Source organism: Cohnella algarum (assembly GCF_016937515.1).
Taxonomy (GTDB): domain Bacteria; phylum Bacillota; class Bacilli; order Paenibacillales; family Paenibacillaceae; genus Cohnella; species Cohnella algarum.
On record NZ_JAFHKM010000002.1, the window covers coordinates 6,137,811 to 6,160,371 of the forward strand.

A 22,561-nucleotide genomic window follows, 5' to 3' on the forward strand; every position below is an offset into this window, starting at 1 on the left:
AAACCGAAACCGATATACTTTCTTTAATGTCAAAAAATCCCCCGGCTTTCCCCGCCGGAGGATCGAAATTCAAGCTCGATATTAGAACAACGACATGATCAACGAATAGCCGATGACAAGAACGAACAGCAGCGTAAGATGATTCAGCGAATAAACGAACATCAGCTTCGCCCATTTGGCCGAGTCCCATTTCCGGTTGCCGACGATGCTGAGCACGAGCCATCCGGCGCTGAGCAGGAATGCCGCGATCGCGAGAAACGAGCTGACCGGGACGAACAACAGGCTGGAGAGGACAAGCAAAGCCAGATAGACGTTCGTTTGCAGATAGGTGCGGCGCATCCCTTTGACGACCGGCAGCATCGGCACGTTCGCCGCTTTGTACTCGTCGTGGCGGCGAATGGCGATCGCGTAAAAGTGGGGCATTTGCCAAAGCAGCATCACGACGAACAGCGCCAGCGCCCCGGGCTGGAGCAGATCGGACGAAATGGCGGTCCAGCCGATCAGGGGAGGCATCGCTCCCGACAGGCTGCCGACCTCCGTATTGTAGATCGTGCGGCGCTTTGTCCACATCGTATACGGAAAGACGTACAGGAACAGTCCCAAAAACCCGAACAGCGCGGCAAGCGGCGAAGCGACGTACAGGGCGAGCATTCCGACGACGGCCATACCGATCCCGAGCAGCAGCGCGGATCGCGTTTTGATCTGGCCGGTCACGGTCGGGCGTCCCCGGGTCCGCTCCATCATGAAGTCGATGTCCCGGTCGTACACGTTGTTAAAGGCGCCGGCGGCGCCGATGACGAGCGCGGATCCGACGATCGCGAGCACGATTTCCCCGATTTTGTCGAGAAAGCGGACGTCGTTCACATACAGGGCCATGCTTAAGCCCGCCAGCATCGCGATCAGATTGGATTTGATAATTCCCGTTTTAATCGTTTGGAAAAAAATATTTTGCAGCTCCCGAAACGGAAGCACTTGAGACGGCTTCATCGATTCTTTTCCCGCATCGGCGATTCTCATCGACGTTGCTACCCCCTTGCATGTAATGGTCACCGTACAAGAGTACCATATTTTCAAGCGCAACATCGACGATTTGTAAAAAAAGGCACAATAATGTCATGAAGGTGTGACAGCCCCGTTACGAAAAGAGCCGCTTCTTCCCAATATTCCCGCGAATACGGATCTTTAGTTGCGTCAGGCTCGGCGGCCGGGCTCGTCCGCCCGCTCTTCAATCGTGCAACGGAAACTCATCGACCTTCTCGTACATCGGCGAAGAACCGAGATGGGTGCGCATGAGCGCGAAGCGGTCGGCCTCCCAGGTCAAGCCGGCGGGCGCGGAGACGAGCGCGTCTTCCGGCATCCCGTCGTCGGCTCCGCGAAAATTCCGCGCAAGCGTAATATGCGAAGCGAAGGGCCGGTCTTCGGGAACGAAGCCGAGCGGGCTTGTCGATCGGATCACTTGCTCGTGAAGCGAAGCCAACGCATGCGTATTTCCCGACAACGCGGCCCACAGGACGCGCGGGGCCCGGCGCGGGCCGAACGTCCCGGCTCCGTCCAGCGTCAACGGGATGGGGTCGGCTTTGATTCCGCGCAAGGCCTCGCGGAGTCGGTCGGCCTTGGCCGCGGACGTTTCTCCGAGAAACTGCAGCGTAATATGGTAGTCGTTCGGATGCGTCCATTTTCGAAACGGAAGCCGCTCCCGCTGCGCTTGCGTCCAGCGGCTCAGTTCTTCGGCAATGCGCGGCGCCAGCGGCAGGGCCACGAACAAACGCATGTTTCGGTCCTCGGAACCGGTTTTTCCGCTCATCGTTTCACGTTCCTTCGTCGGTGGAATAAACCAAACCATTTTCTCTGCTTAGAGTGCCCGGCCGGCCGGCACCTAAACCATTTGCCGGCAGGAAAGGGAAAGAAATCGTCGTTACAGCAACAAGAGGGGCAGCAACGGCCGCCCCTCCTGCCATCCTAATTTTCCGTTTTTCCGTAAACCAGAATGCCGGTTACGGTCTTGTTGTCCTCCAGATCGAGCTGAAGCGTCACGACGAATTGCTCGTTGTCCTTGCGGCCCGAATAATTGAAGAAATCGGCTTCCTCCATCTTGTAAGCTTCCGAATAGCCGGCTTCCTGCGCATAACCGTAATATAAAGCTACGGCTTCCTCGAAGGGCATCTCCGTTTCGATCGATACCGTGGCGGTATCGTCGCCGCTGATGGACGATGTGACGGCTACGTTCGCCGGAATCGGCACATCCGCGGGGAACCCTTCGGGAATCTCCGCTTCGCCGGAGAGCCTGATTTGCTCGCCGTCTTCCTTCGTAATCGTCGTCACGCCTCGCCCCTCCGTATTTGGATTCTCCTCGACTCCCGAACAGGCGCTCAGGAGCGCACATGCAGTCAGGACAACGGCTGACAGGCTCCAAACGCGTTTCTCGATCATGTTCGCCTTTCCTCTCTCCTCTTCCTGATTTCCCCCTGCGGGTGAACAGATTTATTCTAAGGAAAAGAGAGGACGCCCAATAGTTACAAGTTGTCATCGTTCTTGTCATGTTCGTCACTTTTTTTCGCTTTTCGTCCAGCGAACCAAATTGGTAGCGGTTGCGCGAATGCTCGAAAAAAAGGGAAACGCCGGCAGGCCGGAAGCCCCGAAACGGCTCCCGGCCCGTGCCTTGCCCCGAGTTTCCTTCAAAACACCTTTTTCTGCCCCCGGTCCGCCTTGATGATTTCCACCGCTTCCCTGAACCGCAACGAGTGCACGATTTCCCGCTCCCGCAGAAACCTGAGCCCGTCCTGCAAATCGACATCGTCGGTCATGTCGATCAGCCATTGATAGGTCGCCCGCGCCTTCTCCTCGGCCGCGATATCCTCGTAGAGGTCCGCGATCGGGTCGCCCTTCGCCTGAATGTACGCCGCCGTCCACGGCACCCCGCTCGCGTTCTCGTAAAACAGCGCGTTGTCGTGATTGACGAAGTGCGGGCCCAGCCCGGCCGCCTCCAGCATCTCCGGCGTCGCGTCCTTCGTCAGCTTGTAAACCATCGTGGCGATCATTTCGAGATGGGCGAATTCCTCCGTGCCGATGTCGGTCAGCAGCCCGATGACCCGGTCCGGGATCGAATAGCGCTGGTTCAAGTACCGGAGGGCCGCCGAAAGCTCGCCGTCCGCCCCGCCGTACTGCTCGATCAGATAACGGGCCATCCGCGGATCGCATTTGCTCACTTTGACGGGATACTGCAGTTTTTTTTCATAAATCCACATCGGCTTCCCTCCTTATACCTGCCAAGGCCAGGGTGTGTCGTTCCACTGCCACGGGTAGCGCGTAAAGCTGTGGCCGAACTGCATGAGCGGCCCGTACTTCAATTCGAAGGCGTGGGCGATTTGGCTGCGCCGCTGCGCCAACTGATTGAATTGCTGGATCGCCTGCATGTCGGCCGGGTGTGTGTCCAAATAAAGCGACAGCTCCACGAGGGCGAAGTCGACCTTCTGCAGCTCTTCCAGTTCCTTCCGGTACTGTTCGTCTCCGCGCGCGGGTCTTGTTTCCGCTTTTTCTTCCGGCATGATGTACGCTCCTCCTTTTACGCCTTTTTCGTGCGCCTCGAAGGGTAGGGACTGTACAACGCCGGCCACAGCGTCCCTTTGCGAAGCGCTTCGTCGAGCGGGAATTGAGGCAAATTCATCGGCTGAAACGGGATGAACTGATTGGGCGGAACGACATACCATTTCGTTTTAATGGGCGGGCACGGATCGCACGGGCCTACGTAAGGGTGCCAATCTCGCCACTGTCCGTCGTACACGTCGCATCCTCCTTTAGGACCATTAACCTTCTCCCTGAATATATGATCATAGCCCATTCGACTTGCCCGTCCGGCGAAAATAAAGTCCCGTTAGCGAAAAAACAAAAACTGCCGCAACATGCGGCAGTTATCGCTAAAATCCCCTCTATTTCGGCTCCTGCGCCGGATCCGGCGCGATTTTTTCGAGTGCGCCCGTTCTCCGCTTGTAAATGTGAACGCGTTGGACGCGATGGCCTTTCGTCTGCGACACTTCGAACATGTATCCGGAAAACTCGATTTTCCGGCCTTTCGCGATGTTGCCCTCGAGCGTTTTGAACAGCCAGCCGCCGATCGAATCCACCTCGTCGTCCTCGATTTCGATCCCGAACATATCGTTGACGTCTTCGATCAGCATCCGTCCCTCGACGGAAGTGATCTCCCCGCGCACGAGAACGCTCGGCGGCTCGTCGTCGAATTCGTCGTGGATTTCGCCGACGATTTCCTCGAGAATCGTTTCGGCGGTCAGCATCCCCGCCGTACCGCCGTATTCGTCGATGACGACCGCGAGCTGCGACTTGCGCTTCTGCATCAACTTGAGCACTTTGCTGATTTCCATCGACTCCGGCACGCTCAAAATCGGGCGCAAAAACTCCCGCAAATCGTGTTCTTCGTCGGGATCCGCCGTGAACAAATCGGCGATATGCACGAACCCGATGATCTGATCCTTGTCTTCGATGGCGACGGGATACCGGGTATGGCGGGCGGCATAAGCCAGCTTCAAATTTTCGCGGAAGGGCTGGTTGATAAACATGCAATCCATATCGGTCCGCGGAAGCATGATTTCGCGAGCGACGCGGTCGGCGAATTCGAAGACGTTGTCGAACAGCGTCATTTCCTCTTTGTCGATAATGCCGCTTTTTGCGCTTTCGTTCATCAAAATCCGGATTTCTTCTTCGGTATGGGCCGCTTCGTGCTCGCTGGCCGGCCGGACGCCGAACAAGCGCAGCAGGCTGTTGGCCGCGCCGTTCAGCACCCAGATCACGGGCATGAACAGCCTGTAAAACATCAAAAGCGGCCAGGAGAGCCAAAGCGATACGCCCTCCGACTTTTGAATCGCGAGCGACTTCGGCGCCAACTCCCCGAGCACGATATGCGCGAACGTGATGACGATAAACGCGAAAATGCCGGATACGGTATGGATGACCGCTTCGTTCGTCACATGGAGTTGGTAGAGCAGCGGCTCAACGATGAGCTCGGCGATCGCGGGTTCGCCGGTCCAGCCGAGCCCGAGGGAAGCCAGGGTGATGCCAAGCTGGGTCGCGGACAGGTAGGCATCCAGCTTGCGGTTGACTTTCAGAGCGTATCGGGCTTTCAGGTTGCCTTCATTGACCAATTGAGTCAACCGGGATTGCCGCACCTTGACAAGGGAGAATTCCGCGGCGACGAAAAAACCGTTAAGGAACACCAAAAACGCCACGATAACCAGATTCCAGACGATAGACCCCCATAAAAAATCGGTATTCTCCAATGAAATCCCGCTCTCTTCCATGAATTGAAACTTTATGATCGCACCGAATCGGGCCCGATTTACACCCGGGCAGCGCGTTTCGTAAAATCGACTCCCCGGTAATACATATCGCGCACGAGCAAGTTAGGGCCGCAGCAGCCGGCCGCCGGGCAGTGACAGTTGACTTCCCTTTGCAGTCGGTGGGCTTGCCAGCGGTCGAAGACGGCATCGAGTTTCTCGGTCCGCACGTTGCCGAAGGAAGGAATCGAAGCGAAATCGGTGACGTATACGTCGCCGGTAAATAAATTGACGTTGACGCGGTTTCGGCCGTCCGGATCGTTGCGGACGGTTACGTTGGGCTCTTCGCGAAGCCGGCGCAGCAGCGCCCGTTCCTTAGCGTCGTCGCTGCAGGCGTAAAAGGGCAGCGTGCCGAACAGCATCCAGATGCCGGGGTCGCGGACATCAAGCAGTCCCGAGATCGTCTCCATCATTTGTTCCTTCGAGATGACCGGAAGATTGCTTGCGAAAGAGCTCGGGTACATCGGATGCACTTCGTGGCGAAGACAACCCATTTCGACGATCAGCCGATGGATTTCGTTCATCTTGTCGTGCGTTCGGAAGTTGATCATCGATTCCGCGGATACGAACAAGCCGCCCTCCGCAAGCTTGCGCGCGTTCTCCATCATTCGCTCGTACATTCTGGAGGAAGCGTCGGCTCCGACCTTGCGGCCGGAACGCGCAAAGCCGACCCGGTGAAAATCTTCCGCGGCGGTGTAGTTGAACGATATGTGCATCACGTCGAGATAGGGAGCGATTCGCTCGTACCGCTCGTAATCCAGCGTCACGTTGGAATTCAATTGCGATCGGATGCCGCGCGAGCGGGCATATTTGAGCAGCGGCAGCAGGATGTTGTCGACCGTCTCCTTGCGGAAGGTCGGCTCTCCTCCGGTGAGACTGATCGTCTCCAAGTGCTCCGCTTCGTCAAGCCTGCGAAAGATCAGATCGAGCGGCAAATGCGGCAGTTCGGTCATGGTCAGGCTGTCGCCGACCGCGCAATGCTCGCAGCGCATGTTGCATAAGTGGGTGGCCGTAAACTCTACGCTCGTCAGCACATGGCGGCCGTGCCGCTGCAGCGAGCGAATCGGATCCCACGGATCGTACTGGGGCGAAATCGGCAAAAAATGAGAAGGCGGCGCGAACGGAGCCGGCGCTGCCTGGGCTGGAAAGCCATGCATATTCATAAAACTCCTGTCGTAACGATTCATTTCATGTATATTTTAGCGGTCAGTGTTTCGGAAAGCAAACAAAGCCCCCGGAACGGATCGCTTCCAAGGGCCGAAAAACGCCGTCCCTTCCGAATCAATTCACTTCGATAGGGCCCGGATTTACTTTTGTAATCATCACGGACAACTGCTTGGACAGGTCGAGATCGTAAGGCGCCTTGAGCTCTTCTCCCGCCTCGTTCGCCACGACCCGGACGACCGGACGCTGCATGCTGGCCGAGTTAATGTCCACCACGACCGCCGTTTCGCCGGTGCTCAGCTGTACGGTCATGCCGACCGGATAGATCGCCACCTTGTCGCGGAAAACGCACAGCTTCTCCGTATCGTACAACGTGCCGCTTCCCGAAAACAGCGACTCCACCGCCTGATGCGGCAGCATCGCCTGTTTGTAAACCCGGTTCGTCGTCATGGCGTCGAACGAGTCGACAATGCCGATCCATTTCGCGTAATCGTGGATTTCTTCGCCCTTCAATCCGCGAGGATAACCCGTTCCGTTCATCCGTTCGTGATGCTGAAACGCGCAATGGGCCGCAATAAGCGAAATGTTCAGCTCGTCCTTGAGCAAATAAAATCCCCGTTCGGTATGACGCTTCATTTCCTCGTATTCTGCGTCAGACAGCTTTCCCGGTTTCAGCAGCACCTGCATCGAAATTTGCGTCTTGCCGACGTCGTGCAGGAGAGCGCCTACCCCGAGCGTGAACAGCTCGTCCGTGTTATACCCGTGCGCGATGCCGAGCAGCGTCGAATACACGCACACGTTCAAGGAGTGCATGTACAAGTAATGGTCCACCGTATGCAAATTCATCAGCATGATCATCGCGTCTTTGTTGCGCATCAAATCGTCCAGCACCGATTGCATCACATTGCGGACGTTGCGCCCGATATACGGATACATGCCGACGTTTCGCCGGCCGGGTTGATCGATATAATCGCGAAAAACGTTCCGAATCGTCGACAGCGCCTGTTTTTGCGTCTCCTCGTTCAACAGGTCGGGAATTTCGATGCCTTCCGTTTTCGGATCTTGTATGTACAGGTAATTTATTCCATTCTGAGCCAATTTCCGAATCAGAGTTTCCGTCAATTCGACTTCTTCCGCCAACAGCACGATGCCTTCGTCTGAGTAGATTTTCTTGCCCAGCTTCATGCCGGGTCTGCAAAGCGTGATCGGCATCATGCGCATTCTTCAATTCTCCTCCTTCCATTCGTTGCGTTTCCAGTCCAAATCTTTTAACTCATTTTAATGTAAGAGATTTCAGAAAAGACGGCAAGAGCTATGTCGAAAATTGTATAGTTTTGATTAAAAAACCGGGCCTTGCCCATCGGCAAAGTCCGGTTTTCTCCCTGCGGAGGCACGAAAACGACGATTCCCGCCGGCTTGCGTCCGAGGTTTTCGGTTATGAAGCGCCCTGTTCCGTTTTCAGGTGCCAGCGCGGCGCGTTGCAGTCGGCGAGCGCATCCGCGTCGTTAAGCGCGTCGCTCAAAAGGTCCCTAATGAATTCCGGAAGAAAATAACGCACCACGCGGCCTTCCTTCAGCCCTTTGTAGCCGACTCCGAACGTAAACATATCCAGCGTACCCACGGCGTACTCGCGCCCGTCCTCCAACGGAATTCCGCCTACGAGCACCTCGCCCACCCGCTCGTAAGGCGGCCGCGTTTGATCCGCGTACACCTCCATCCCGTCGAAGCAAAGCGTGCCGAGCTGCTTGCCGCGGAAGCCGAAGCCTTGAAACCGAAGATCGATAAATTCCGGCAGCAGGCTTTCCTCGAGCGCCCGGCGCAAAGCGTCGCCTCTCAGCATGATGAGGCACGGATTGATCGGCGAGGGACAGATGCGGTGAATGTCGCCTTTCGTTACCGCACCCGCCGACAGGCCCTCGAGCAATTGCCCGGCGTTGGTCAAGCCGATTTCCGCCCCGGTCGACTTGCGGAGCGCGGCGGCAAGCAGCGTGCCGAGCGGATTCTCGCGGGCAGGATCGGACGGAAGCGGGCGGGCGAGATGGGCGACAACGCCGTTCATGGCCGCATCCGCCTGCTCGCGAAACGACCGAACGATCGCTTCCGCATCGGAATCGGGCGGAAGGTCGGCGGTCGGGATGCAGCGCCCCCGAATGCCGATCTGTCCCGTCGCTGCGTTTTTCTCGATTTGAACGATCCCGATGTGGAACCCGAACTTGCCTGCCGCGCATACCGTCGTTCGGCCGATCGTGAGCGGCGTTTCCAGCAAATGGTGCGTGTGGGAGCCCAGGATGAGATCGATTCCGTCGACGGCCGCGGCGAGTCGTTCGTCCATCCATAAACCGAGATGGGAGATGACGACGACGACATCCGCCCGCTTTCGCAGTTCGGGCACGAGGCGGGCGGCCGTTTCGATCGGATCGTCCGCCTCCCAGCCCAATAGCCGGTAATAATCGTTAAAAGCGGCCGTAAGGCCGAGCAGGCCGATTTTCAGGCCGTCCTTCTCCGCGAGCATGAACGGGATCATCCAGGAGGGCTCGCTCCCGGTTTCGGCCCATTTCAAATTCGCGCACACGACCGGAAACGGAGCCGAGTCGAACATGCCGTCCAACTGCTCCCGGGTCCACGTAATGCCCTCGTTGTTGCCGAGCGTCACCGCGTCGTAGCCCAGCCGCTCGAGCAGCGCCCGATTGACGGCCCCGTTCGTGCCTTCCGTCTCCGGGCGAACGCGGTCCAAATAGTCGCCGCAATCGATCAGCAGGAGCCGATCCGGCTCGATTCGGCCGCGAATTTCTTTTATATAGGAAGCGATCCTCGCAGCCTCTTCCAGGTGGCTGTGAAGATCGTTCGTGTGAATCAGCGTAACCTTCGCATCCCGTTCGATCGTTCTCCCTCCCAGCCCAAGCCCGTCAGCCGCCAATTTGCGACATCCGTCTTTCCGTAGGCACGTGCGACTGCGCCTCACCCGCAAGCAGCGCAGCCATTTCGTGATTTTCCGGCTTGATCTGCATCGCCCGCCTGAACAAAGCCTCCATCGCCTCGCTCGAGCCGAGCGCTTCCCGCACGTTCAGTTCGTCCATCCAGTATAGGCAAGGCTTAATATGCCCGTCCGCCGTCAGTCTCAGCCGATTGCAGCTTTTGCAAAAATGATCGCTGATCGGATGAATCAGACCGAAAGAGCCCGCTCCTCCTTCGATCCGCCAATTTTCCGACGGGCCGCTTCCGACGGGAGCCGGCTCGGCCTGAAGCTTGAACCCGAGTCGTTCCGCTTCCTCCAGAACGCGGGTGAGCGGCAAGTAGGAATTTCGCCAGTTCGCATCGTCATGGCCGATCGGCATATATTCGATAAACCGCACGTGAAGCGGCTGTTCGTAGCTTAACCGCAAAAAAGACCCGATCTCGTCCTCGTTGATGCCTTTAAGCAGGACGCAGTTCAGCTTGATCGGGGCGAGTCCCGCTTTTCCCGCGGCCTCGATGCCTTCGACGACTCGTTTCAATTCTCCCCGGCGGGCGATGAATCGAAACCGCGAAGCGTCCATCGTATCCAAGCTGATATTGACGCGGCTGAGGCCGGCTTCCTTCAGCTTTTGCGCTTGCGGCGCGAGCAGCATGCCGTTGGTCGTCAACGCAATCTCCTCGATGCCGGGAATCGCCGACAGCTCGCCGATCAACTCGTGAAGGTTGGGCCGAACGAGCGGCTCGCCTCCCGTGATCCGAAGCTTGGATATCCCCATTCGGGCCGCCGTCGATACGATTTCGGCAATCTGAGGGTAAGTCAGCAGCCGGTCCTGGTTCATAAACTGCATGCCTTCCTCCGGCATGCAGTACAGGCATCGCAAATTGCACCGGTCCGTGACGGATATCCGCAAATACGTATGTTTTCTTCCAAACCGGTCGATCAAATCAGACATCCGTCCATCCCTCCAGACTTCCATCCTGCAATAGTTCTCGCCATTATTCCTAGCATAACATTTTCCGGGGCGTTATGGTATGCTTGAGCAAAGGATGATCTATCGCCGAACGGAAGGATGACTGACATGGAACAATCAATTCGCTGGCGCGTTTCCTTGTTCGCCGGCCTTGCCGAACGATTCGATGCAAGAATGCTGATTCTGGAATCCGAAACTTCCGAAATGACGGTCAGGGATCTGAAACGAACGATCAGCGAGAAATATCCCGATCACGCCGATCTCGTCGCGATTTCGTTTATGGCACGCAACCAGGAGTTTGCCGCGGACGACGCGAGGATAACGTCGGAAGACGAATTGGCTCTGCTTCCTCCCGTGTCGGGAGGAGAGGATGCCGGTTCTCGGGATGAGTCGGACGTCGCCCGAACGTCGGAGCGATATGCGATCCTGCAGGACAAGCTGGAACCCGACGCGGTTTTGTCCCTCGTCGCCCATCCCGATCACGGCGCTTCTGTCGTGTTTGTCGGCACGACCCGGGAATGGACCGCCGGCCAGCGAACGGTGCTGCTCGAATACGAGGCTTACGTGCCGATGGCCGTCCGGGAAATGCGGCGGATCGGCGACGAAATCGGCGAGCGCTGGCCGGGAACGCTTTGCGCGATTCACCATCGCATCGGTCCGGTCGGCATCGGCGAAGCAAGCGTCGTCATCGCCGTCTCTTCCCCGCACCGCGCGCATGGCTATGAAGCGAGCCGATTTGCGATCGAGAGGCTTAAGCAGACGGTCCCCATCTGGAAAAAAGAAGTGTACGAGGACGGCACGGAGTGGAAAGGGCACCAAACGGGACCGTGGAATCCGCTGGCCCGGCCGGAGCCGGCCGAGCCGCCCGCGAACGGATTTTAGGATTGACGGTTGCGGACCTTCGTGTTAAGTTGGCGTAATACCCGCTTTTGCGGGTCCTATCATGAGGAGTGAAAGGCTTTGACGCTTCCGATTTTTGACCGTTTTATCGAGGGCGCCGTATCGACATTAAAGGAAGACGGACCGGATCGAAAATCCCCTCGTCCTTTGGGAGCGGGACGAGGCAGCCTCGCAGGCGCTCCGTCTAACCGAGCCCTCCCCGCCGCAGCTCGATCCTCAGTGGATCGAGGACCGGTTCTGGGTTTGGGTCCATTACGGCGCCGCCAAGCTGGGACGCGGGGAGTTGTACGAGCTGATCGATCATCTCGCCTACATGCGCGGAGCCGTCCTCGGGCCTTTGATGGCGCGGGCCGCGGGGCAGATGCCGAGAGGCGTGCGCAAACTCGAAACGCTGGCGGCCGCGTACGCCCGCGAGCTCGCCGAAACCGTTCCGCGCCATCATACCGCCAGCTGCTATAAAGCGCTTCAGGCGACCATCGGGCTGTATCGGACGCTGCGAAGCCAAATTCAAGGCCTTGAACTACGAACCGAAGCGGAGGAAGTATCCGTTCGGTATTTGGACGAGGTTTTTGCCGAAGTCTCGGAACGAACCTGAAGTCGAAATCCGAAGCTGCCGCTTTCAAAGATTTACCTGACCCGCGCCGTTGTTCGGAGTGCTACAATCGATATATTATCGCGATATACGGATGGTGTACAGGTATGTTTATTCCCCCGATGCCGCTTGAACCGTGCGAACGGCCTTTCGACGACGACCGTTACTTGTTCGAGCCGAAAATCGACGGCCGGCGGCTTATCTTATCGATGGAAAACCGGATGGTCAAGCTCTATACGCGCAACCGGTTCGATGTGACTCGCCAATACCCCGAGCTCCATTTCGTCCCGATCGACGACGGCACGGATACGGTATTGGACGGAGAAGTCGCCTCGATCAATCCGGACACGGGCATGGTCGAGCTGGAAGAAATCGTGAAACGACTCCGAATGAAAAAACCGATGAGCATTCGCGAAGCTTCCGTAGGAAGGCCGGTCCGTTACTTCGTGTTCGATATTTTGCGCTACAAGGGCGAAGACGTGCGCGCATGGCCGCTTACGGAGCGCAAAGCGCTGCTATCGGAGGTGCTCGGGGAGAACCGGTTCTTTGGCCGCATCCCGACCGTCGACGGAGCCGGGACGGCTTTGTTCGAGGCGATTCGAAGCATCGATCTGGAAGGCATCGTGGCGAAGCGAAAAGAAAGCCTCTATGACAGCGAGAACGGCCGGAATTGGCTTAAAATTATCAATTACAAATATGCCACGGTATCCATCGTCGGCTACCGCAAAAACCAGTTCGGCTGGCTGGCGCAGGAGAACGGCCGGGACGCGGGCGTCATCGAGCTCGGCATCCAGCCTCCGTTTCGCCAAGCGTTTTACGGGGTGTCCAAAGCGATTCGCACGGGAGAGGACCGGGACTACGTTTACGTTCGGCCCGTCCTGCAAGCCGTCGTCCGGTTTCGGCACCGAAACGCGGCCGGAAAGCCGGTCTCGCCGGAGTTCGTGCGGTTTGCCGGATAACCGGCGCGGCGCCGGCGCTCTGACGGAGATCACGGCCCTTTACGCAAAAAAAACGATCCGCGGCACAAATCCGCGGATCGTTTTTTTGCGTTTGTTCAGGCTTACCCGATGCTGCCTTCCATTTCGAACTTGATCAGGCGGTTCATTTCGACCGCGTACTCCATCGGCAGCTCCTTTGTGAACGGCTCAATGAAGCCCATGACGATCATCTGCGTCGCTTCCGCTTCCGAAAGGCCGCGGCTCATCAGGTAGAAGAGCTGGTCCTCGGATACCTTGGAAACGGTCGCTTCGTGCTCCAGCGTCACGTTGTCGTTCAGGATTTCGTTGTACGGAATCGTGTCGCTCGTCGACTGGTTGTCGAGGATGAGCGTGTCGCATTTGATGTTCGACTTCGCGCCTTCCGCGTTGCGTCCGAACGACGCCAAACCGCGGTAGGTGACTTTGCCGCCGTGCTTGGAAATCGACTTGGAGACGATCGTCGACGTCGTTTCCGGCGCCAGGTGGATCATCTTCGCGCCCGCATCCTGGTGCTGGCCTTTGCCTGCTACGGCGATGGAGAGCACCATGCCTTTGGCGCCGCGGCCTTTCAGAATGACGGCCGGGTATTTCATCGTCAGCTTGGAGCCGATGTTGCCGTCGACCCATTCCATCGTCGCGTTCTCTTCGGCGACGGCGCGCTTCGTGACGAGGTTGTAAATGTTCGGCGCCCAGTTTTGGATCGTCGTGTAACGGACGCGCGCGTCCTTCTTCGCGATGATCTCGACGACGGCGCTGTGCAGCGAGTTCGTGCTGTAGATCGGCGCCGTGCAGCCTTCGACGTAGTGAACGAAGCTGCCTTCGTCGGCGATGATCAGCGTGCGTTCGAACTGGCCCATGTTTTCGGAGTTGATCCGGAAGTACGCCTGCAGCGGAATTTCGCATTTGACGCCTTTCGGGACGTAAATGAAGCTGCCGCCCGACCATACCGCGCTGTTCAGCGCGGCGAACTTATTGTCGGCGGCCGGAACGACGGTGCCGAAATATTCCTTGAAAATTTCCGGATGCTCGCGCAGCGCGGTATCCGTATCCGTGAAAATAACGCCCTGCTTTTCGAGATCTTCCTGCATCGAGTGGTAGACGACCTCGGACTCGTACTGAGCGGACACGCCGGCGAGGAATTTCTGTTCGGCTTCCGGGATGCCCAGCTTGTCGAACGTCGCCTTGATTTCTTCCGGCACTTCCTCCCAGGTTTTCCCTTGCTTTTCGGAAGGTCTTACGTAGTATTGAATATCGTTGAAATCGAGATCGTCCAAATCGCCGCCCCAGCGCGGAAGCGCCATCTTGTTGAACTGCTCCAGCGACTTGAGGCGGAAGTTCAGCATCCATTCCGGTTCGCCCTTGATTTCCGAAATCGTGCGGACGACTTCGGGGGTCAGCCCTTTGCCGGATTCGAACACCGCTTTATGCTCGTCGCGGAACCCGTACTTGTAATCTTCCAACTCGGGCATTTGTTTCGCCATGACGATCAACCTCCTTGTTAAAAATGGTTATTGAAAACGAGCATGCCTTATTCTTCTATACCCTCGTGCCGGCCCTGTCCGTGCTCGACGCCTTTGCGCAAAGCGTTCCAGGCCAGCGTCGCGCATTTGATGCGGGCCGGGAATTTGTTCACTCCGGACAGCGCCTCGATCTCCTCGTCGTCCCCGAAATCGACTTCTTCGCCTTTCATCAGGGACGAGAACTTCTCGGCCAGCTCCAGCGCCTCGGCCGTCGTCCGCCCTTTGACCGCTTCAGTCATCATCGAAGCCGACGACATGCTGATCGAGCAGCCTTCTCCGGTAAAACGGGCGTTGCGCACGATCCCGTCCTCGATTTGCATTTGCAAGCTGATGCGGTCCCCGCAAGTCGGATTGTTAAGGTTCACCGTGACGGACTCGTCGTCCATCGTTCCGCGGTTGCGGGGATTTTTATAATGATCCATGATGACGCGGCGATACAGGTCGTCAAGGTTCATAGCCGAAAAACTCCTTTGTTTTGACCAGAGCGTCGGCCAGACGGTCGACATCCTGTTCGGTATTGTACAGGTAAAAGCTCGCCCTTGCCGTCGCGCTGACTTCGAGCCAGCGCATCAGCGGCTGGCAGCAATGGTGTCCGGCCCGGATGGCGATGCCTTCCGTATCCAATACGGTCGCAACGTCATGGGGATGAATGTCGCCAAGATTAAACGTAACGAGTCCCGCGCGTTCCTCGCGAGGCCCGTAGATCGAAATGCCGTCGATGGCGGAAAGCCGCTCGATCGCATAGCGGGTCAACTGCTTTTCGTGCTTGTCGATGGCGTCCAGCCCGACCGACTCGAGAAAATCGATCGCCGCCCCGAGTCCGACCGCCCCGGCGATGATCGGAGTCCCGCCTTCGAATTTCCACGGAAGCTCCTTCCACGTCGATTCGTAAAGGTCGACGAAATCGATCATTTCCCCGCCGTATTCCACCGGCTCCATCCGCTCCAGCAGTTGCGCCTTTCCGTAAAGCGCGCCGATTCCGGTCGGGGCGCACATTTTATGGCCGGAAAACGCATAAAAATCAACATCGAGCGCCCGAACGTCAACCTTCAGATGAGGCGCGCTTTGGGCGCCGTCGACGACGATCACGGCTCCGTTCCGGTGGGCGATCTCGGCGATTTTGGCGATCGGATTGACCGTACCCAGCACGTTCGAAACGTACGTGACGGAAACGATCTTCGTGCGCGCGGTTATCGTGCTTTCCACGTCCGCGAGCGAAATCGTGCCGTCCGGCTGGAGCGGAATATATTTGAGCGTCGCGCCCGTCGCCTTGGCCGCCTGCTGCCACGGAATGAGGTTGCTGTGATGCTCCATCGGGGTGATGACGATTTCGTCGCCTTCCTTGAGCGTCTGCCGGGCGTAGCCGGAGGCGACAAGGTTGAGGCCCGCCGTCGTTCCGCGATTGAAAATGATTTCGCGCGCGGAAGCGGCGTTCAGAAATCGGGCGACCTTTTCCCGCGCTCCTTCGTAAGCGTCCGTCGCCCGGGAACCGAGCGTATGGACGCCCCGGTGAACGTTGGCGTTATCCCATTCGTAATAACGTTTCACCGCTTCGATGACGCTGCGGGGCTTTTGCGAGGTGGCCGCATTGTCGAGATACACGAGCGGATGATCGTTCACGTTTTGGTGCAAGATCGGGAATTCGGCTTTAAGCGCGTTAACGTCCATTTAGCCCAGCTTCCTTTCCAGAATCCGGTGGAGGTCTTCACGCAGCCCTTCGAGCGGGATTTCCGAAACGACCGGATCGAGGAACCCATGGATGATCAGCCGTTCCGCCTCCTGCTTGGAGATGCCGCGGGACATCAGGTAGTACACCTGCTCCGGATTGACCTGGCCTACGCTTGCCGCGTGGCCGGCTTTGACGTCGTCTTCGTCGATCAGCAAAATCGGATTCGCGTCTCCGCGCGCCTTCGGGCTGAGCATGAGCACTTTTTCCGTTTGCTGCCCGTTCGCTTTCGTGGCGGCTTTCTCGATTTTCGTAATGCCGTTGATAATCGCCGTCGCTTCGTCTTTCATGACCGCGCGGGTAATCATGTCGCTTTCGGAGGAGCGGCCGAAGTGAACCGCCTGCGTCGTGACGCTCATCCGCTGATTTCCCGTGCCCACGGTAATGATCTTGGCGTCCGAAGAAGAGCCGTTCCCTTGCAGGATCGACTTCGTATCCGTCAGCGTGTTGCCGCTGTGCAAATCGCCTACGATCCATTCGATGCGGGCGTCGTTATCCACGACCGCGCGCCGGTAAGACACGTCGATCGCCGCCTGTTCCATATGATGCACAGCCGCGTAACGGACATTCGCGCCCCCCTTGGCGAACACTTCGACCGCTCCGTTATGAAGCAGCGTGCCCGAAGCCTCGCCGAGCGAACTGAACAGCTGTTCCACGAACGAGACCCGGCTGTTCGCGTCGGCCACGATCAAAATATGCGGAGCGAGCGTCGCTTCCGCGTCGTCCGCGTAAACAAGCGCCTGGATCGGACTGTCGATCTCCACGTTCCGGGGAACGTACAGAAACACCCCGCCGTTCCACAGCGCGCCGTGCTGCGCCGCCAATTTGTGTTCGTCGCGCTTGTACGCGGTCATCAGATGCTTGCCGACGATCTCTTCGTGCGTCTTCGCGGCTTCTTCCAGGCTGGAAAGCACGACGCCCTTCGCCTTGAGCTCTTCGGACAGACGCGTATACACGACGGAAGAATTATGCTGAACGATCAACGCTTCCGGCATTTGCTCCGGAAGCAGATCCGCGATTGCTTTCGGCAGTTGCGAGAAGTCGGCCACGGGATTGCCCGGCCGATAGGCGCCGTGCGAATCCAGGCTCCACCGCTGGATCGGCGTTTTCTCCGGTTTCGGAAGCTCAAGCTCCGTCGCCCATTGCCCCGCTTCTTCCCTCCAGGCGACGAGCCATGCCGGCTCGTTCTTGCTGCGGGCGAGAGCGGCTGCCGCCTCGCGGCCGAAAGAGGTGGTCGGTGTACTCATGATTGCTAGCCTCCCTTATCCTCTTACGCTTGGCCAACCGTCTCGTCGACGATTCCCAGCTCTTCTTTGACCCAGTCGTAGCCTTCGGCTTCCAGACGCTCGGCCAATTCCGGCCCGCCCGACTTCACGATGCGGCCTTGCATCATGACGTGCACGAAATCCGGCTTGATGTAGTTAAGCAAACGCTGATAGTGCGTGATGATCAGGAAGCTGCGCTCCGCCGTACGCATCGCGTTGACGCCCGCGGCAACGATTTTCAGCGCGTCGATGTCAAGACCCGAGTCGATTTCGTCCAGAATAACGAGCTTGGGCTCAAGCATCATCATTTGCAAAATTTCATTCCGCTTCTTCTCGCCGCCGGAAAAACCTTCGTTCAAATAACGGTGCATGAACTCGGGATTCATTTCCAGCTCTTTCATTTTGCCTTCCATCAGACGGATGAACTTGATCAGCGAAATCTCGCTGCCTTCCTCGCGGCGGGCGTTGATCGCGCTGCGCAGGAAGTCGGAATTCGTCACGCCGGTAATTTCGCTCGGATATTGCATCGCGAGGAACAGGCCGGCGCGGGCGCGCTCGTCCACCGCCATTTCCAGAACGTCTTCGCCTTCGAGAAACACTTCGCCTTCGGTCACTTCGTATTTGGGGTGTCCCATAATAGAGGAAGCGAGCGTGCTTTTGCCGGTGCCGTTCGGTCCCATGATGGCGTGAACTTCCCCGCCTTGAATGCTCAGGTCGAGACCTTTCAAAATTTCTTTGCCTTCAATGGTCGATTTCAGACCACGGATTTCGAACAAGCTGGACATTGTGCGATTCCCTCCAGAATTCAGATGCGACAAGCTGCGGTTGACCGCTTCGCTTCCAGCCATGCCACCTGCTGCCGATCCTTATTTATAATTATTTTAATTTGATTCTCAATGATTCTCAACCACCATTTTATGAAAAGGCGATGAAAAAAGCAAACCGGGCCTGCCCGCTTTTTGCGGAATAAACCCGGAATGCGGCAAGATCCGTCGCTCAGCCCCGAACAGCGCGCGACAGAAGCTCCGCTTGGTTCGCGAATTGCCGATCGTCCAAAACCGGCTTGCGCGTCCGTTGCGCGATCTCTTCCTCCAGGCGCAGCCACGACTTGCAGCCGCCGTAGCTGTCGCTTTCGGGGATTTCGATCGGTTCGTCGAACTTGAAAACTCGCAGCAGCAGCACGTGCAGCGGCTTCGTTTTTTTCCACTTCAGCCGTTCCTCCGCATAGTCTGCCGTCCATATGTGCAGCTCATTCAGCCGTTCCAGCGTCTTTGCGTCCGTCACTTCGTAATCCTCCGCCGCCTCGGCGTAGGAGGTCAACCGAACCCTTCCGGGGTTCGCGGCCGCTTCCGCGCGCGTCGCTTCGACCGCATCCCGGAATTCCGGCTTTACCAGTTCGGGGCGCTGATGTTCATAGGAAGGAAAAAGATAAAATTCCGGGCTTTCCAGCCGGAACTCCTTCGTCTCCTCGGCAATTCCTCCCTTGCGCAGCACGATCGCCTGCCGGCCTTCCTCCAGCGCGCGCACGGCGACGGCCCATTCCCTGAGCGCAATCGGTCGTTCCATGGAGTCGTTCCTTTCTGTGCTGTTTTTCGTGCAGCTTCCATTATAACACATTTGACGGTACGAAGCCGCTGATCTTGGCACCGATGTTGTCAGACGGAACCAGGAATAGCGAATTCAAGCTCTAATTCGTTCAGGAATTCGCGAGTTTTCGCAGGCTGCGTAATGAAGACAAGCTCGGCATCTTTCGGGACCGGAGCGAATTCCTTTTCATACCGGCGCTTGAAAGGATCGAGGGTTTTCTCCGCTTTCATCGGATTTCGGGGTACGTCCGCTCCATCGGCCGTTTCAAGCGACAACATGTTCGCTTGCTCTTGCGGACTCGAGCCGATAACATCGTAGCGTACGACCGTTTTGTCCGCTTCTAAAATAACCTCGGTGATCCGCAATTCTCCTGACTCTCCTTGGGGCAAGACGAGCGGAGCGTCCTCGGAGGGCATTTCGTTCATCCGTATGCGGTATTCCGCTTTGGGCGCATTTTGATAAAAATAGGGACGAAAAAAAAGCTTGGTCGTATTTTCAGGTGCGGGACCGAACTGAATTTTCCAGCTTCCCCGCGATACGGCGCTCCCGGCTTCGGTCGTCATCCCGGATTGGGAAGAGATCAGCTCCAGCGCGATTCCATCCCCGTCCATCAGTTCGAAGCCGATCGGCAAATTAACTCCGGAAGGCTGGCTGTAATCGAACTCGATTTCCGTCGTCATTGGAGTCAGCTTCACTTCTCGGACTGAAATTGAGATTTGGCGGTTGGAAGAAGCCGCTATTGGCTCGATTATTTTCGAGTTTTCCTTAAGCGAGGAGATCGGGAACGAGAACGACCAATCGCCCGTTCTATCTCCTATTTTCGAAACTTTAAGGCCGACGACGAACGAATCCGGCAACCGCTCCGGCGGTGTTACATCAATAAATCCTACAAGCTTTCCCGATTCGTCTTCCACCGCGCTCCCTTTTCCAGCGTAACGCTCGCTTTCTCCTTTTATGTTCCAAGCGTAATCCATTGTGATGCCGTATTCTCCCGGTGCCGGTTCTACCTTGCGTCCATCTGCCGTTTTCATGGCAAATGCCGCCGAAAATCGGATGCCATCATACACGGCCTTTTCTAGCGTGAGACGGATTCCGTTCGACGTATCCGTCAGTCCAACGGCTGTTGTCAGTCCGGCAGTATCCGTTTGTCGAAGCCCCCAATCATGGGCTTGGGCAAAAATCGATCCGACCAAAGGCAATTGGCGTAACGCGGCCTCTGCCTGAGGAGATAATGCAGCGGCGGCCAACGCCGATCCGACCGCAATCGCCACCGCGGACGACATTGCCACAATGCGTGAGGCCAATCCGCGTCGTTCTTTCATTCTCCGTTCGGGAAGCGATCGGAGCGTCTCGTCGATTTTCCGTTCGATTGTCTCCGGCACTCCGGATACGGCTGCTTTATTTCGGACAGCCCGCAGCGCTCTTTCCACATCGCTAAAGTTCATCGTTTATTTCCTCCCATCCCTATTTCTCAAGAGCCGAACCTCCCGGCACTTCTCCTGCCGGCGCGTTTTCTTCCGGTCCCCGGAGCCATTTTGCCAGTAGCCTCCGCGCCCGGTGCAGCCGCGATTTTAACGTTCCTTCCGGCACGTCCATTACTTTCGCGATTTCTCCCAATGGCAAATCCATAAAGTAGTGCAACCTGACGACCGTCTGCAGGGACTCGTCCAGTTGGCGAACGGCCACGTATAAATCGATCTCCGGCTCCCGAACGTTCCCGTACTCCTTTCCCGCTAACGCTTCCGTCCACGGAACCGTAATTTTTATCCTTCTCCGCATCCGATGGCATTCCCGCAGCAAAATCCGAAACATCCATGTCCGGAAATAAGCCGGTTCTTTCAGTTTCGGCAGCCCTCGATAAGCGCTCAGAATCGCCTCCTGGATCGCATCCGCACAGTCGGCGTCGTTTTCCATGAATGAGCGGGCCATTCGGTACAAATCAGTCTGCATCTCTTTTACCAATTTTGAAAAGGCCTCGTTGTCGCCTCTTCGCGCGCGTTTGACGTCTTCCAAATGTTCATATTCCGGCAAGCATGCCTCCTCCTTTCGCGCAACGGCAAATATTCTTTAACGTTCCTATTTATTAGAGGCATGGCGTGCCGAATCGGTTCGATTGCCGACCTTAAACGCACCAAAACGATATATGCCCCCGTGCTTAAGCATCGTTTGCGCTTTCCGGCTTTTATCCGCCCCCGAATTGCATTATACTGACTAGTGACGCGAATGGACCCTACGACGGGACAAGCAGCCAACTTCTCGATGAGGTGAAAATATGAGCAATTATCATCCGTTAACCGAAGCCGAGGCGATCGAGATCGCGAAGACGATCAAGGAGGCGTTTCCGACCGGCGAGGAGCTGGTCTGCCGGGAGATCGGCGACGGCAATTTGAATCTGGTCTTTCATATTACCCAGCCCGCGACCGGGCGCAGCCTGATCGTCAAGCAGGCGCTGCCGTACGCCAAGGTCGTCGGCGAATCGTGGCCCCTCTCGCTGGACCGCGCCCGCATCGAAGGCGAAGCGCTGATTTTGCAAGGCAAGCTGGCCCCCGGACTCGTTCCCAAAGTATACAAAAACGACAACGAGCTGGCGCTCACCGTCATGGAGGACTTGAGCGACCATGTCATCATGCGCCGCGGCCTGATCGAGGGCGGCCGCTACCCGCGCTTTGCGGAGCATATTTCCGAATTTATGGCCCGCACGCTGTTTTTCACTTCCGACCTGGGCTTCAACCAACAGGAGAAAAAGCGCGCGGTCGGCTCGTTCATTAACCCGGACTTGTGCAAAATTACCGAGGATCTGATTTTCGACGATCCTTATTACGATTCGCCCAACAACAGCATCGAGCCCCATCTGCGCGACGCCGCGGAAGCGATCTGGCAGGACAAGGCGCTTCATCTGGAAGTGGCCGTCCTCCGCGAGAAGTTTCTGACCCAGGCGCAGGCGCTGCTTCACGGCGACCTGCACACCGGCAGCATCTTCGTCACGCCGGAGTCGACGAAGGTGATCGATCCCGAGTTCGCTTATTACGGCCCGATCGGCTTCGACGTCGGCGCCGTCATCGCGAACTTGCTGCTGAACTTCGCCGGCCAGGAACATTGGAGCCAGGACGAGGCCGCCCGCAAAGACAGCCGCGAATATTTGCTCGGCACGATCCGCGACGTGTGGACGCTGTTCGAAGCCAAGTTCCGCGCGCTGTGGAACGAGCACGGCATCGACCGCATTTCCCGCACGCAAGGCTACCAGGACGAATATATGCTGCGCCTGCTCCGGGACAGCATCGGCTTCGCCGGCGCCAAAGCGGTGCGCCGCATTTACGGCTTGTCCCACGTCATCGACATCGACAATATTCCGGATGCGGGCGTTCGCAACCGCGCCCAGCGGATCGCGCTGGCGATCGGCACGGAACTGATCAAGACGAACCGCAAAGCGGAGTCGATCGAACACGTCGTCGCGATCGGTCGGCGCGCCGTAAACGCCTGAGCGGCTTGAGCGGCCCGAACTCCCCCGGGCCGGCTGTAAGATCCCGCCTTGCGAAGGGCCGCGTCCGGTCCGCAGCGG

General features: G+C 57.4%; 23 protein-coding genes. 4 read left to right on the forward strand and 19 right to left on the reverse strand.

All coding sequences use genetic code 11. The features are described 5' to 3' along the window. Positions 1–81: 81 nt before the first annotated feature. The 11 genes from cyoE to moaA form a co-directional block, all read right to left on the reverse strand. The gene (cyoE, locus tag JW799_RS27835) at positions 82–1,017 is read right to left on the reverse strand and encodes a heme o synthase (RefSeq protein WP_205432722.1); all 936 of its coding nucleotides are present in this window, start codon (positions 1,015–1,017) and stop codon (positions 82–84) included. Between the two features lie 208 nt (positions 1,018–1,225). Continuing rightward, positions 1,226–1,804: an RNA 2',3'-cyclic phosphodiesterase gene (gene thpR / locus JW799_RS27840; protein WP_240353435.1), complete on the reverse strand. Its 579-nt coding sequence runs from the start codon at positions 1,802–1,804 to the stop codon at positions 1,226–1,228. 155 nt (positions 1,805–1,959) lie between these two features. Next, positions 1,960–2,322, reverse strand: a complete 363-nt coding sequence (locus tag JW799_RS27845; protein WP_080836870.1) for a hypothetical protein — start codon at positions 2,320–2,322, stop codon at positions 1,960–1,962. Positions 2,323–2,675: 353 nt separating this feature from the next. Next, the gene (locus JW799_RS27850; protein ID WP_080836868.1) at positions 2,676–3,245 is read right to left on the reverse strand and encodes a manganese catalase family protein; all 570 of its coding nucleotides are present in this window, start codon (positions 3,243–3,245) and stop codon (positions 2,676–2,678) included. Positions 3,246–3,257: 12 nt separating this feature from the next. Continuing rightward, a complete protein-coding gene (locus JW799_RS27855) occupies positions 3,258–3,545 on the reverse strand; it encodes a spore coat protein CotJB (protein WP_080836867.1) in 288 nt (95 codons plus the stop codon). A gap of 17 nt (positions 3,546–3,562) precedes the next feature. Beyond that, a complete protein-coding gene (locus JW799_RS27860) occupies positions 3,563–3,781 on the reverse strand; it encodes a spore coat associated protein CotJA (RefSeq protein ID WP_205432723.1) in 219 nt (72 codons plus the stop codon). Between the two features lie 145 nt (positions 3,782–3,926). Beyond that, positions 3,927–5,309 carry a hemolysin family protein gene (locus JW799_RS27865; protein WP_205432724.1) on the reverse strand — a complete coding sequence of 461 codons (1,383 nt, stop codon included), beginning with the start codon at positions 5,307–5,309 and terminating at the stop codon, positions 3,927–3,929. Positions 5,310–5,347: 38 nt separating this feature from the next. Next, positions 5,348–6,502, reverse strand: coding sequence for a radical SAM/CxCxxxxC motif protein YfkAB (gene yfkAB / locus JW799_RS27870; RefSeq protein ID WP_080836863.1), 1,155 nt, complete (start codon positions 6,500–6,502; stop codon positions 5,348–5,350). Positions 6,503–6,626: 124 nt separating this feature from the next. Beyond that, positions 6,627–7,730, reverse strand: coding sequence for an HD-GYP domain-containing protein (locus JW799_RS27875; RefSeq protein ID WP_205432725.1), 1,104 nt, complete (start codon positions 7,728–7,730; stop codon positions 6,627–6,629). Positions 7,731–7,944: 214 nt separating this feature from the next. Further along, positions 7,945–9,426, reverse strand: a complete 1,482-nt coding sequence (locus tag JW799_RS27880; RefSeq protein WP_240353437.1) for a bifunctional metallophosphatase/5'-nucleotidase — start codon at positions 9,424–9,426, stop codon at positions 7,945–7,947. Then, the gene (gene moaA / locus JW799_RS27885) at positions 9,416–10,417 is read right to left on the reverse strand and encodes a GTP 3',8-cyclase MoaA (protein ID WP_080836860.1); all 1,002 of its coding nucleotides are present in this window, start codon (positions 10,415–10,417) and stop codon (positions 9,416–9,418) included. Before moaA ends, JW799_RS27880 begins: the two co-directional genes overlap by 11 nt. A 126-nt stretch (positions 10,418–10,543) precedes the next feature. On the opposite strand from moaA, the gene JW799_RS27890 reads away from it, so the two are divergent. The 3 genes from JW799_RS27890 (at position 10,544) to JW799_RS27900 (ending at position 12,886) form a co-directional block, all read left to right on the forward strand. Next, positions 10,544–11,317: a molybdenum cofactor biosynthesis protein gene (locus JW799_RS27890; RefSeq protein WP_080836858.1), complete on the forward strand. Its 774-nt coding sequence runs from the start codon at positions 10,544–10,546 to the stop codon at positions 11,315–11,317. Positions 11,318–11,618: 301 nt separating this feature from the next. Further along, complete coding sequence (locus JW799_RS27895; protein ID WP_205432727.1) at positions 11,619–11,930, forward strand: hypothetical protein; 312 nt, start codon at positions 11,619–11,621, stop codon at positions 11,928–11,930. 104 nt (positions 11,931–12,034) lie between these two features. After that, the gene (locus tag JW799_RS27900; protein WP_080836855.1) at positions 12,035–12,886 is read left to right on the forward strand and encodes an ATP-dependent DNA ligase; all 852 of its coding nucleotides are present in this window, start codon (positions 12,035–12,037) and stop codon (positions 12,884–12,886) included. A 101-nt stretch (positions 12,887–12,987) separates the two neighbouring features. Here the strand turns inward: JW799_RS27900 and sufB are convergent, their stop codons facing one another. From sufB to JW799_RS27940, 8 genes are all read right to left on the reverse strand, one after another. Next, positions 12,988–14,385 carry a Fe-S cluster assembly protein SufB gene (sufB, locus tag JW799_RS27905; protein WP_080836853.1) on the reverse strand — a complete coding sequence of 466 codons (1,398 nt, stop codon included), beginning with the start codon at positions 14,383–14,385 and terminating at the stop codon, positions 12,988–12,990. Between the two features lie 47 nt (positions 14,386–14,432). Further along, on the reverse strand, positions 14,433–14,879 hold the full coding sequence (gene sufU, locus JW799_RS27910; protein ID WP_080836852.1) for a Fe-S cluster assembly sulfur transfer protein SufU: 447 nt from the start codon (positions 14,877–14,879) through the stop codon (positions 14,433–14,435). Continuing rightward, positions 14,869–16,092: a cysteine desulfurase gene (locus JW799_RS27915; protein WP_080836850.1), complete on the reverse strand. Its 1,224-nt coding sequence runs from the start codon at positions 16,090–16,092 to the stop codon at positions 14,869–14,871. The genes sufU and JW799_RS27915 overlap by 11 nt, the downstream gene beginning before the upstream one ends. After that, complete coding sequence (sufD, locus tag JW799_RS27920) at positions 16,093–17,397, reverse strand: Fe-S cluster assembly protein SufD (protein ID WP_080836848.1); 1,305 nt, start codon at positions 17,395–17,397, stop codon at positions 16,093–16,095. 23 nt (positions 17,398–17,420) lie between these two features. After that, positions 17,421–18,200 (reverse strand): Fe-S cluster assembly ATPase SufC, encoded by a 780-nt coding sequence (gene sufC / locus JW799_RS27925; protein WP_080836847.1) that lies wholly within the window; start codon positions 18,198–18,200, stop codon positions 17,421–17,423. 211 nt (positions 18,201–18,411) lie between these two features. Continuing rightward, on the reverse strand, positions 18,412–18,981 hold the full coding sequence (locus JW799_RS27930; RefSeq protein WP_080836846.1) for a DUF1802 family protein: 570 nt from the start codon (positions 18,979–18,981) through the stop codon (positions 18,412–18,414). A gap of 89 nt (positions 18,982–19,070) precedes the next feature. Further along, on the reverse strand, positions 19,071–20,447 hold the full coding sequence (locus JW799_RS27935; RefSeq protein ID WP_080836844.1) for a DUF4179 domain-containing protein: 1,377 nt from the start codon (positions 20,445–20,447) through the stop codon (positions 19,071–19,073). 19 nt (positions 20,448–20,466) lie between these two features. After that, entirely contained in the window at positions 20,467–21,033 is a 567-nt protein-coding gene (locus JW799_RS27940) for a sigma-70 family RNA polymerase sigma factor (RefSeq protein WP_080836843.1), read from the reverse strand. A gap of 241 nt (positions 21,034–21,274) precedes the next feature. Between JW799_RS27940 and mtnK the strand changes: the two genes are divergently transcribed. Then, the gene (mtnK, locus tag JW799_RS27945) at positions 21,275–22,483 is read left to right on the forward strand and encodes an S-methyl-5-thioribose kinase (protein WP_080836841.1); all 1,209 of its coding nucleotides are present in this window, start codon (positions 21,275–21,277) and stop codon (positions 22,481–22,483) included. Positions 22,484–22,561: the final 78 nt, after the last annotated feature.